Here is an 11,962-nt window from a genome sequence, read left to right on the forward strand (position 1 = left end):
TGGAATGGGGTCAGTGCGAGGGATTCAAGACCTAGCGAATCACGTCCGGCGCATCGCCTTCGAGCATGCGCCTGCCGACGATCACTCGCATGATCTCGTTCGTGCCTTCGAGGATCTGGTGCACGCGCGCGTCGCGCAGCAGGCGCTCCAGCGGGTACTCGCGGATGTAGCCGTAGCCGCCGTGCAGTTGCAGCGCATCGTTCACCACGGTGAAGCCCGCGTCGGTGGCGAAGCGCTTGGCCATGGCGCAGTAAGTGCTGGCGTTGGGGTCGCCCGCGTCGAGCTTGCTGGCGGCCAGGCGCACCATCTGACGCGCGGCGACGAGTTCGGTCGCCATGTCGGCCAGCTTGAACTGCAGCGCCTGGAACCTGGCTATGGGCTTGCCGAACTGCTTGCGGTCCTGCATGTACTGCTGGGCGGCGTTGAGCGCGCCCTGCGCCGCGCCCACCGAGCAGGTGGCGATGTTGATGCGGCCGCCGTCCAGGCCCTTCATGGCAATCTTGAAGCCCTCGCCCTCACGGCCGAGCAGGTGGTCGGCCGGGATGCGCACGTTGTCGAAGCTGATGGTACGCGTGGGCTGGCTGTTCCAGCCCATCTTTTCCTCCTTCTTGCCGTAGCTGATGCCAGCCGCATCGGCCGGCACCACGAAGGCCGATATGCCCCCCGCCCCCGAGACAGCATCGCCCGTGCGCGCCATCAGCACCAGCACGTCGGTGGCGCCCGCGCCCGATATGAAGGCCTTGGAGCCGTTGATCACGTACTCATGCCCCACCAGCTCGGCCCGGGTCTTGAGCGAGGCCGCGTCCGAGCCCGCGCCGGGCTCGGTCAGGCAGTAGGAGGCGAGCTTTTTCCCACTGGTCAAGGCCTCGCCCCACTCGGTGCGCACCCCGTCTGCGCCCCAAGTGCCGAGCATCCAGGTCGCCATGTTATGGATGGTGATGAAGGCCGTCGTGCTAGGGTCAACCGCAGCCATTTCCTCGAAGACCAGCGTGGCGTCGAGCCTGGGCAACTGCAGGCCACCAATTCTCTCGGGCGCATACAGGCCGCAGAAACCCAGTCCGCCGGCCTTGGCGATCGCCTCGCGGGGAAAGACGTGCTTGCTATCCCACTCTGCTGCATGCGGTGCCAGCTCGGCTTGCGCAAATGCTCGAGCCGTATCGGCGAAGGCGCTTTGCTCCTCGGTCAGTTCAAAGTCCATGTACGACTGTCTCCTCGCGTTTGCCGCTTGATAACTGCCAGCCTTTGGTGAACAGGTGTTGGCGGCCAAGCTCTACTTCAGGCTGATGGTGGTGTTGACGCCATGGCCCGTGGTGCTGTCGTCGAACCAACGCTCGGTCACCGTCTTAATTTGCGTGTAGAACATGACGACCTGCTTGCCGTAGGGACCGAGGTCGCCGAGCTTGGATGCGCGCGAACCCGTGAACGAGAACAGCGGCACCGGCACGGGGATCGGCACGTTGATGCCGACCTGGCCCACGTCGATCTCCTCCTGGAACTTGCGCGCTGCGGCACCCGACTGGGTGAAGATGGCCGTGCCGTTGCCGTTGGGGTTGCTGTTGATGAACTCGATGGCTTCGTCGATGTCCTTGGCGGGCACCAGGGCCAGCACGGGGCCAAAGATTTCCTGGTCGTAGATGGCTATGCCGGGCTTCACGTTCGAGAAGATCGTTGGGCCCACGAAGTTGCCCTTTTCATAGCCGGGCACCGTGGGCTGGCGGCCGTCCAGCTCCAGCGTGGCGCCGTCGGCAATGCCGCGTTCGATCAGGCCTTCCACGCTGGCGAGGGCCGCGCACGACACCACGGGGCCCACGTCGGTGCCTTTTTCGGTGCCGCCGTTGACCTTGAGCGTCTTGGCCTTGGCCACCAGGTCAGGAATCCACAGTTGCGCCTCGCCCACCAGCACCACCACGGGCAGGGCCATGCAGCGCTGGCCGGCCGCACCAAAGGCGGCACCGGCGATGGCGTTGAGCGACTGTTCCTTGTTCGCGTCGGGCAGGATGATGGCGTGGTTCTTGGCGCCCATCATGCATTGCGCACGTTTGCCGGCTAGGGTGGCGCGGTTGTACACGTGCGTGCCCACCTTGGTGGAGCCGACGAACGACACCGCCTTGATGTCCTTGTGGTCGCAGATCGCGTTGACGGCCATTTCGCCACCGTGGATCACGTTGAGCACGCCGGGTGGGATGCCCGCTTCGAGCGCCAGCTCGACCAGACGCATGGTCACCATGGGGTCTTGTTCAGACGGCTTGAGCACGAAGGTATTGCCGGTGGCGATGGCCATCGGGAACATCCACAGCGGGATCATGGCCGGGAAGTTGAACGGCGTGATGCCTGCGCACACACCCAGCGGCTGCATCAGCGTATAGGTGTCCACGCCATTGGCCACGTTGTTGGCCAGTTCGCCCAGTTGCAGATTGCCGATGCTGGCCGCGTGTTCGACCACCTCCAGGCCGCGGAACACATCGCCTTCGGCGTCCGGCAGGGTCTTGCCCTGTTCGGCTGTCAGGATGGCTGCCAGTTCGGCCATGTTTTCGCGGATGAGCTGCTGGTACTTGAGGAAGATGCGGGCACGCGCGCCAATGGGGGTTTTCTTCCAGGTCTTGAACGCTTCTTTGGCCGAGGCAACAGCGGCGTCGATTTCTTCGGCCGTGGCAAACGGCACGCGGGCCAGCACCTCTTGCGTGGCGGGGTTGACCACGTCGCGCCACTCGTTGGTCTTGGACTCGACGAATTGGCCGCCGATCAGCAGCTTGACAGTGGGGATTGGACTAGACACGGGATTCCTTGACACGATGCGGCATCGAACTCGACCCCTGAAATTCACAGAGCTCTCACCGCGATAGGACGTGGCAGGCGAGAGCGATACTCAATCAGACACGTTCGAAGATGGCGGCTATGCCCTGCCCTCCACCGATGCACAGCGTCACCAGCGCATAACGTCCACCAATGCGGTGCAATTCAGCGATTGCCTTCGTCGTGATGATTGCGCCCGTTGCACCGACAGGGTGACCCAGCGAGATGCCGGAGCCATTCGGATTCACCTTGTCCGGATCGAAGCCAAGCTCCTGAATCACCGCACAGGCCTGTGCCGCAAATGCCTCGTTCGACTCGATCACATCGAGGTCCTGTGCTTTCAGGCCCGTGCGTGCCAACACCTTGCGCGTAGCCGGAATGGGGCCGATACCCATATAGGCAGGCTCCACACCCGCATGCGCATAGCCCACCAAGCGAGCCAGCGGCTTGAGGCCCAGCGCATTCACGCGACTCCCTTCCGCCAACACCACGGCAGCTGCGCCATCGTTGATCCCGGAGGCGTTTCCGGCTGTGACCAACCCGTCCTTCTTGAAGGCGGGCTTCATTGCGGCGAGGGACTCGACCGTGGTGTCGCCGCGCACGTGCTCATCGGTGTCGAACAGCACAAGTCCCTTCCGGGTCTTTATTTCCACCGGAACGATCTGTTCCTTGAAGCGACCCGCAGCAATGGCAGCGGCCGCGCGTTTCTGGCTGAGAACCGCCAGTTCATCCTGCTGCTTGCGCGAGATCTTGAAGCGCTCCGCTATGTTCTCTGCGGTAATGCCCATGTGGATCTTTTCCCAGGGGTCATGCAGGATGCCGAGCATGTAGTCAACCAGCGTCGCATCGCCCATGCGGGCACCGTAGCGCGCCGAAGTATCAATGTATGGACCGCGGCTCATCGACTCCGAACCCCCTCCGATAGCGATCTCACAGTCGCCCTGGGCAATGGCCTGCGCAGCCGAAACAACGGCCTGAAGCCCAGAGCCGCACAGACGATTGACGTTGAATGCCGGGGTCTCTATCGGTATCCCCGCATCGATGGCGGCGACGCGACTTAGGTACGCGTCCTTCGGATCGGTGGGGATCACATTCCCAATGACGACATGCCCGATGGCGTCGGGCGCAACGCCGCTGCGTTCCAATGCAGCCTTGACCGCAGTGGTTGCCAACTGGGTGTTTGGCACATCCTTCAACGCACCGCCAAAGGTGCCGATGGCTGTACGAGCGGTGGCGACAACAAAGATTTCGCGAGCATTCATAGAGGGCCTGTCAGAAGCTGAAATGGTCAGATTGCGTGGATGCCCAGAAACGGCATGGCACCCGATTGCAAGTACTGTAGAAACTTAAGGCCCTGCAGAACAGTGGCTAAATTGACTGTTTTTATGCGTATTCCGCCAACCTAAAATTACGACGGACGCGCGCCGCGTGTCCGTTCTTGGCGTCCGGCAAGAACAAGAGACCTTGCTCTCTTCCGAAGCGATCTGATTGAGAGTTATCTCAGTCGCGACTCACGCAGAGGCTGCGTCATTGAGACGAAGTTCTTCCTTCATCATCTCCCGCATCACGAACTTCTGGATCTTTCCGGTGACCGTCATTGGAAAGCTCTCGACGAAGCGGATGTACCGAGGAATCTTGTAGTGCGCGATCTGCCCTCTGCAAAACGACCGCAACTCATCTTCACTGAGCGTGGCACCGTCGCGAAGGACAACCCATGCGCACAGTTCCTCACCGTATTTCTGATCCGGCACTCCAATAACCTGCACGTCCTGGATGGCGGAATGTCGATAGAGAAACTCTTCGACCTCCCGCGGGTAGACGTTCTCTCCGCCTCGAATCACCAGATCCTTGATGCGGCCCGCGATGTTGACGTATCCGTTCCCATCAATCGTGGCGAGATCCCCTGAGTGCATCCAGCCTTCTGCATCGATAGCCTCAGAGGTCTTCGCGGCGTCCTCCCAATATCCGCGCATCACGGAATAGCCGCGTGTGCAAAGCTCGCCCACGGCCCCCACAGGAAGAATTTCCCCGGACTCAGGAGCTATAACTTTCAACTCCAGATGAGGCAGCACTTTTCCGATGGTGGAGACACGTTTCTCCAAAGGGGTGTCCGTGGTGCTTTGGCAGCTTGCCGGGCTGGTTTCGGTCATGCCGTAGGCAATCGTCACCTCGCCCATATGCATCTCGCTCACGACGCGCTTCATCACTTCGATCGGACAAGGCGACCCGGCCATCACCCCAGTGCGCAGCGTCGAGAGATCAAACTCCTTGAAGCGCGGATGGTCGAGTTCGGCAATGAACATGGTCGGAACACCATGAAGTGCCGTACACCGCTCGTCTTGCACGGCCCGCAACACCGACACAGGCTCGAACGCATCGTTCGGGTACACGATGGTCGCGCCGTGCGTCAGAGCGGCAAGGTTGCCGACCACCATTCCGAAGCAGTGGTACAGCGGCACCGGGATGCAAAGACGGTCGTCTGGAGACAGCCGCATGGCTTCGCCAATGAAGAACCCGTTATTCAGCACGTTGCGATGAGTCAGGGTCGCGCCCTTGGGAGAACCCGTGGTACCGCTCGTGAACTGAATGTTGATGGCATCGGTGTTCCGCAATCGCGCCCCGAGGGAGTGGACGGCCTGATCGGCCGGGTCGCCCATCGCAAGCAGATCCGAGAAGCGCATGAAACCGGGAACCGTATCGCTTCCAATCTGGACGACGGTTTTCAGCGACGGCAGTCTGGCGGACTCAAGGCGTCCAGGAACCGCATGGCTCACTTCATGTGCGATGCACCGGATCATCTCCAGATAGTCGGTCGTCTTGAAGGTTGGCATCATGATCAACGCCTTGCATTCGACCTTGTTCAGCGCGTACTCAAGCTCAGCCACCCGATACGCCGGATTGATGTTGACGAGGATGACCCCGGCTTTGGCTGTTGCGAACTGAGTGACGAGCCATTCGACGTTGTTGTGCGACCAGATCCCGATCCTGTCACCAGGCTCCAATCCCATTCGAAGCAAAGCGCTCGCCATCCGGTTGACTTCACGCTGCAACTCCGCATAGGTGTATCGGATGCCTTGGTGACATGAGACCACCACCTCCTTGTCAGCGAACCGTCCGACCATCTCATTGAAGAAGGCACCGATCGTCTGCTCGATCAGTGGACTGTCCACCGCTCCACGCGAATAGCTCGTCTCTAACTTGGTCATCGATTCAGTCTCCAAAAATTCATTCACCCAAGCTCCGCGCGCCTGGAAGCTGTGCGTAGCGCCAACGTCACTCGCCTCAACGAATGGATGCCTGCGTGTGACAGCGCCTAGCCACGCTTCTCAATAGCACGGCAATTTTTTGGTGAACCATGTTTCACGCGCTCCATATCAATAGCTCACCAGCGATTCAAGAAGCACGTGCAGGGGCTGCAACGCCCCCAATCGCATCCGCACCTTGGACAGACGCGGCGCGGCGGTGGTCAATCAAGGCCACCGCGACGACGCCGACGACTCCCGCCAAGGCAATCGCGATGAAGTTCTGCTCCAGGGGCAACTGCATGGACATCAGCATGCCGATACCGATCGGTGCCGCAATCCCGCCGGCACGCCCCACGCCCGAAGCAAAGCCCACCCCAGTGGAGCGGACAGCAGCCGGATAGAACTGAGCGGCGTAGGCATAGACCAAAATCCCAGTGCCCAGCGTTGAGGCGCCGACGACAGCGACAACCAGGGCTAGCGGATGCACGCCATATCCCAGCAGCGTCAACGAAACCACGGATCCGGCGAAGAATGTGCACAGGACCCACTTGATATTCAGCTTGTCGCCAAGCCAGCCACCGAGCACAGCCCCAAAGATGGCACCGCCGTTGTAGATCAGCAGGAAGTTCAGCGCGGAGCCAACGCTGTGGCCTGCCATGGCCAACAGCTTGGCGAGCCACGTACTCAGCGCATACATCATGAACAATGCGGTGAAGAAGGCTACCGAGAACATGACCGTGCTGAGCCCACGCCCGTACTGAAACAACTTGCCAACGGGCGCGCCATCAGCCTTGCCATCCACCGGCATCTGAAAACGCGCATCGGCAGGAAGATAGTGGCTCGGCGCGATGCTGGCAACGATCCGCCGAAGGCTTGCATCCTCATCGCGCTTCATCAAGAAGGACATCGACTCGGGCATGTACTTCAGAATGAACGGAATCAGAATGACCGGTGCACCCGCCGCGAAGAACACAGACTGCCACCCGTAGATCTCCAGGAACTGCTTGCCCACTAGCGTGGCAAGCACACTCCCTACCGCATAGCCGCACAGCATCGCTGTCGCCAGCACCCCCCGCAGCTTTTTAGGTGCGTACTCGGTCATGTGCGCAGTCGTGCAAGGCAACGCGCCACCAATGCCAAGCCCTGCAATGAAGCGCAGTACGCTGAAAGTGACGGGATCGCTCGCGAGGGCGGCTGCCGCCGTGAAGGCACTAAAAAGAAACACCGAGATCGAAAGCGCCCAGCGACGGCCAATCTTGTCGGCGAGCATGCCCAGGCCCATTGCGCCAAACATCATGCCGAACAGAGCCGAACTCGTCATGAATCCAGCTGTCGTCGGGTCTACGTTCATGTCCTTCATGATGGCCGGGAGCGCTATTCCTGCAACGGCCAGGTCGTAGCCGTCGGCGACGATGATCACGGCACACAAGAAAAGAACAACAAAGTGAAAACCGTTGAATCGGGCTTCGTCCACAAGCTTCTGAATGTCAATACGACGCATAAGTCTTTCCTCGATAGTTCAGAGAAAGTATCGGCATGACCGCGTCTTCTGACTGTTCTGCACAGAACACTTGCGGGGCGGGATTCCCCGGGACTTCGACCAAATGCCTTGACTCTGATCCGCACCGCGCCTTTGTGCGACACACATACTCCAACCTCCCTCATGAGTGGACATGTATGGGTGGCATATGTTGAGCAACCCGCTTGGCAGAACCTGGCAGCAAGCGGGTATCGCCCGAATGGATCCAAGTCATCGCAGTACCGCTTTTTCCTATGACGCGCGCGCAGCAGTGCCGTCGCGCGTGGCCATAGACCTGCTTGATCTGCGTGATGTCGGCCGCATGGACGCTGTGGCCCCAGGTTCACGTCTGCCTATTTGCGCCGCCTTCAAGGCCGGTGCGGCTGTTTACGATACTGAAGCCTACTCACACGATGCTGAACACTGCGGCACCGAAGAGCAGCAGGCCGAGCATGGACCCGTAGACGCTGAGCAGTTCGAGTTGGCTCCAAAGCAAAGCGGCGACAAATTTCACAGTCCGAACTACCGTGAGGACGCGGACGAAGCGCGGGTAGGCCTTTCCAGCGCGACGCCAGCCAAATTCTCCTCCGCGTTCATGATCTGAGGTCGGTCCCGAGCGTGGGCGGCTCGAACTCCGGTACTGGCACCCGTTGCGCTTCTTGTTGCCGAAAGGATCGTCCATGTTGGCCCCCCGGGCCCAGAACCATGGCGAAGTCACCGGCGGTCGAATTCATCGGCGCCCTTCTTAGGACTCGAGTCAGGCCGCCCTGGCGTTGCGCCAGCGGGTCTCGCTCGCAGGAACCCTATCCTCTAATGCACCCACGAAAAAATCTTTCCCGGATTCATTAGATTGCGGGGGTCTAGGGCCCGCTTGACAGCGCGCATGGCATCAACGGCCACCGAACCGCACTCCTCGATCAAGAAGTCCATCTTGTGCAAGCCCACACCGTGCTCGCCTGTGCAGGTGCCATTCATCTGCAACGCTCGCTGGACGATCAGGCGGTTCAGCCGCTCTGCCTCCTCAAGCTCTTCCGGCTTTTCGGGGTCAATCAGAATCGCCACATGAAAGTTACCGTCGCCAACGTGGCCCACGATCGGGCAAGGCAGGGGCGACTCCATGATGTTTCGTTCCGTCTCGGTGACGCACTCCGCCAGCCGTGAAATCGGCACGCACACATCCGTCGTGACCGCTCGACAACCGGGCTTGAGCTGCAGCATGGCGAAGTAGGCGTTGTGCCGGGCATTCCACAGGCGGCTGCGGTCTTCCGGCCTCATTGCCCATTCGAAACCCTCGGCGTTATTCTGATCGGCTATCTCTTGAACCAGTTCCGCTTGCTCCTTCACGCTCGCGTCAGTGCCATGGAACTCGAAGAAGAGCGTAGGCGCTTCGCGGAGCGTTAAATTTGAATAGCGATTGATGGATCGTATCGTGAGCGAATCCACAAACTCGACGCGCGCAATTGGGACGCCGATCTGGATTGTTTCGATTACAGCGCGAACGGCGTCTCCCATTGATGGAAACACGCACACCGCCGCGGACACAGCTTCAGGTTGCGGATAGAGCCGCAGCGTGACCTCGGTGATGATCCCCAACGTCCCTTCTGAGCCCACGAAGAGACGCGTCAGGTCGTATCCAGCGGACGACTTGCGCGCACGCGTGCCCATGCTGATCATCCTGCCATCTGCGAGAACAGCCTTCAGCCCCAGCACGTTCTCGCGCATCGTTCCATAACGTACGGCGTTGGTGCCCGACGCGCGCGTCGCCGTCATGCCTCCGATGGTCGCATCTGCGCCCGGATCGACGGGAAAAAAGAGGCCGGTGTCGCGCAGAGCCTCGTTGACTTGCTTGCGTGAGATGCCCGATTCAACGGTGATGGTCAGATCATCGGCATTGATCGAAAGCACACGATTCATCCCCGACATGTCAATCGTCACGCCCCCCTGTACAGCAAGCAAATGGCCCTCCAGCGAGGAGCCGTTGCCATACGCGATGATTGGTACGTCATGCTGTGCGCAGAGAGTCACCGTGAACTGCACCTCCTGAGTGTTCTGCGCGAACACAACCGCGTCGGGCAACTGGGGGGCAAAAGGCGATTCGTCGCGACCATGGTGCATGCGAACCGCTTCTGCGATCGAGACCCGCTCGCCCAGTTCCGCCTTGAGCGACGCGAGCAGTTCGGCAGGAAATGGACGGCGCACAGTTGCCGATGGTGTGGATTGATTCACATATTTCTCCTTCTATCCCTGAAACTCTTCGCTTCCTATGCCGTTACTTCACAACTCGTACCCGGCATCGCGGACGCGAAAGTTTGATGCAGGATTGCCATGGGAATTCTTCTGCGACAACATTGCGCAGGCGCAGCTCGAAATCACAGCTGTTGCTGCTGCATGAATCGGTCGAAAGTACCCTCCGCAAACCGAAACCAGACGTTCTGATCAGCCAGGAACTTGGAGTAGTCGGTATAGATCTTCTTCCACTCTGGGTTGCTGTTGTTCAGGTCGGCGTAAAGCTGTTGGGCCGACTTGAAGGCGGCACTCATAACGTCGTGCGTGAACGGACGCAGCTTGGTCCCTGAGCCGACGAGTTGCTTAAGCGCGGTCGGGTTCCTGGCATCGTACTTGGCGAGCATTGACACATGGGCATGGGAAGCAGCAGCTTCTACCACCGCCTTGTACTCCGCCGAAAGGTCGTCCCAGGCCTTGGTGTTGATGTAGAAGTCAACGTGTGGACCTCCTTCCCACCAACCGGGGTAGTAGTAAAACGGGGCAATCTTGTTGAAGCCAAGCTTCTGGTCGTCATAGGGGCCGACCCACTCCAGTGCATCGATAGTGCCCTTCTCCAAAGCGGGGTACAGGTCTGCAGCGGGAAGTGATTGGGGTATCAAACCAAAGGGTTCCAGCACCTTGCCCGCGAAAGGGTTGGTGCGGAACTTCAGGCCCTTCAAGTCGGCGACGGATTTGATCTCCTTGCGGAACCAGCCACCCATCTGCGCGCCCGTGTTGCCACCCGGCAGGTTGTAGATGTTGTATCTGGCGTAGAACTCACGCATCAGCTTGAGGCCGTTGCCCTCATACATCCAAGCATTGATTTGGCGCGCGTTCATGCCAAAGGGCACCGAACTACCGAGGCAGAAAGCCGGGTCTTTTCCGTAGAAGTAGTAGCCGGCCGAGTGCGCCATTTGGACTGAGCCGGTCTGGACCCCGTCCACCACGCTGAAAGCGGGCATTAGTTCGCCGCCAGCGTGCACAGAGATCTGGAATTTTCCACCAGTCATTTCGCCCACCTTCTTGGCGAATAGCTCGGAGGTGCCGAAGACCGTATCGAGCGACTTAGGAAAACTCGAGGCCAATCGCCAGCGAATTGCGGCTTGCGCATGGATAGCAGGTGCGACGCCGGCAGCCAGCAGGCCGAAAATGCCACCACCTTTGATAAGAGAACGACGATTCATCGGAGCCACCTCGAGCTTTGGAATGGAGGACCTTGCTTAGCACCTCGTTGTGGCTATCGACGCAATGTGCTCGCGTTCCCTTCAAAGAGAATTGAGGCAAGTGTGACGAGGATCAGGCTCAAGGAATGTTTTGCACATGACACTTGCTGGCTGGGTTTTCCCGCTCCCGTAGGGACAGTAGGGTCGACATCTCTGCCGGGCGACGTTTAGTGGGGAGACAGCGCGCTTCGCCACCTGCCCAGGCCCGTAAGCCATCAATATCAAGAACGTCGATACCGCCATAGCGAACACGTAGCAGACCTGCTTCTTGTAGTTCACGGAGTGCTTGATTGGTATTGCCGCGCGCCAGGCCTGAGAGGCGGCCAACCTCCTCCTGGGACATTTGTACTTGGCTACGCGTACCGGGATACAGCTCTTGATTGAACAGTTCGGAGAGGCTGTAAGCTAACCGCCCGGTTGCATCATTCAATCTGCTGATCTGCACAAGCGCCATGTAGTGGGCAAGACGCTCATTCAGCTGGCCGATGACGAATCGACTGAACGCTGGGTTGTTCTCGAGGAGCCACAAGAAGGTGCCTTGCGGCACAAAGACGACCGTGCTTTCCTGAAGCGCAACAAAGGCATAGGGCCGAGGCTCGTCCTTCAGCACCCAGCTCTCGCCCGCCCACGCGCCTGCTGGCACAGCCCCCAATGTGGTTGCTCGACCTGTCACGTCGATGGACTCGCACTTCAAGATTCCATCAGCGACACCTATCCAATGGGCAGAAGGAGAACCTTGCTCGCAAACAGACGCGCCGGCCGGATACACCCGCTCGAACATCGCGCTTCGGACATATTGATGTTCCTCTGTCGTCAAGCACGCTCCCCATGAGGAGTTTGCGAGCAACCGTTCTCCATGCGCTATCACGAAAGCCTTCCTCTCAGATAGATCGATCTCCGTTCCGGCTTAACCCAAA

The 11,962-nt window shown here is 59.8% G+C and carries 9 protein-coding genes; 1 reads left to right on the forward strand and 8 read right to left on the reverse strand.

The features are described 5' to 3' along the window. Nucleotides 1-31: 31 nt before the first annotated feature. The 5 genes from PMI14_RS08430 to PMI14_RS08450 all read right to left on the reverse strand — a co-directional run bounded on the left by PMI14_RS08430 (nt 32) and on the right by PMI14_RS08450 (nt 7,539). Nucleotides 32-1,198 (reverse strand): acyl-CoA dehydrogenase family protein, encoded by a 1,167-nt coding sequence (locus PMI14_RS08430; protein WP_007852721.1) that lies wholly within the window; start codon nt 1,196-1,198, stop codon nt 32-34. A 72-nt stretch (nt 1,199-1,270) separates the two neighbouring features. Then, nucleotides 1,271-2,776 (reverse strand): CoA-acylating methylmalonate-semialdehyde dehydrogenase, encoded by a 1,506-nt coding sequence (locus PMI14_RS08435; protein WP_007852728.1) that lies wholly within the window; start codon nt 2,774-2,776, stop codon nt 1,271-1,273. Between the two features lie 94 nt (nt 2,777-2,870). Next, nucleotides 2,871-4,055, reverse strand: a complete 1,185-nt coding sequence (locus PMI14_RS08440; protein ID WP_007852730.1) for an acetyl-CoA C-acyltransferase family protein — start codon at nt 4,053-4,055, stop codon at nt 2,871-2,873. Between the two features lie 249 nt (nt 4,056-4,304). Further along, nucleotides 4,305-5,999, reverse strand: coding sequence for an AMP-binding protein (locus PMI14_RS08445; RefSeq protein ID WP_007852733.1), 1,695 nt, complete (start codon nt 5,997-5,999; stop codon nt 4,305-4,307). 187 nt (nt 6,000-6,186) lie between these two features. Next, a complete protein-coding gene (locus PMI14_RS08450; RefSeq protein WP_007852736.1) occupies nt 6,187-7,539 on the reverse strand; it encodes an MFS transporter in 1,353 nt (450 codons plus the stop codon). A 187-nt stretch (nt 7,540-7,726) separates the two neighbouring features. Between PMI14_RS08450 and PMI14_RS34800 the strand changes: the two genes are divergently transcribed. Next, a complete protein-coding gene (locus PMI14_RS34800; protein ID WP_146187949.1) occupies nt 7,727-8,161 on the forward strand; it encodes a hypothetical protein in 435 nt (144 codons plus the stop codon). A gap of 206 nt (nt 8,162-8,367) precedes the next feature. On the opposite strand, the gene PMI14_RS08455 is transcribed toward PMI14_RS34800, so the two are convergent. The 3 genes from PMI14_RS08455 to PMI14_RS34135 all read right to left on the reverse strand — a co-directional run bounded on the left by PMI14_RS08455 (nt 8,368) and on the right by PMI14_RS34135 (nt 11,862). Then, the gene (locus PMI14_RS08455; RefSeq protein ID WP_007852737.1) at nt 8,368-9,783 is read right to left on the reverse strand and encodes an FAD-binding oxidoreductase; all 1,416 of its coding nucleotides are present in this window, start codon (nt 9,781-9,783) and stop codon (nt 8,368-8,370) included. Between the two features lie 143 nt (nt 9,784-9,926). Then, the gene (locus tag PMI14_RS08460) at nt 9,927-11,006 is read right to left on the reverse strand and encodes a TRAP transporter substrate-binding protein (RefSeq protein ID WP_007852740.1); all 1,080 of its coding nucleotides are present in this window, start codon (nt 11,004-11,006) and stop codon (nt 9,927-9,929) included. Nucleotides 11,007-11,124: 118 nt separating this feature from the next. After that, complete coding sequence (locus PMI14_RS34135; RefSeq protein ID WP_238541817.1) at nt 11,125-11,862, reverse strand: Crp/Fnr family transcriptional regulator; 738 nt, start codon at nt 11,860-11,862, stop codon at nt 11,125-11,127. Nucleotides 11,863-11,962 lie beyond the last annotated feature (100 nt).

Origin of the sequence: Acidovorax sp. CF316 (assembly GCF_000276605.1) — a bacterium.
GTDB lineage: Bacteria > Pseudomonadota > Gammaproteobacteria > Burkholderiales > Burkholderiaceae_C > Acidovorax.

Bases quoted from the DNA above. Each gene is read 5' to 3' on its own strand.
- PMI14_RS08445 (WP_007852733.1), bottom strand. From the start codon at position 5,999: ATGACCAAGTTAGAGACGAGCTATTCGCGTGGAGCGGTGGACAGTCCA.
- PMI14_RS34800 (WP_146187949.1), top strand. From the start codon at position 7,727: ATGTTGAGCAACCCGCTTGGCAGAACCTGGCAGCAAGCGGGTATCGCC.
- PMI14_RS08460 (WP_007852740.1), bottom strand. From the start codon at position 11,006: ATGAATCGTCGTTCTCTTATCAAAGGTGGTGGCATTTTCGGCCTGCTG.
- PMI14_RS08440 (WP_007852730.1), bottom strand. From the start codon at position 4,055: ATGAATGCTCGCGAAATCTTTGTTGTCGCCACCGCTCGTACAGCCATC.
- PMI14_RS08430 (WP_007852721.1), bottom strand. From the start codon at position 1,198: ATGGACTTTGAACTGACCGAGGAGCAAAGCGCCTTCGCCGATACGGCT.
- PMI14_RS08450 (WP_007852736.1), bottom strand. From the start codon at position 7,539: ATGCGTCGTATTGACATTCAGAAGCTTGTGGACGAAGCCCGATTCAAC.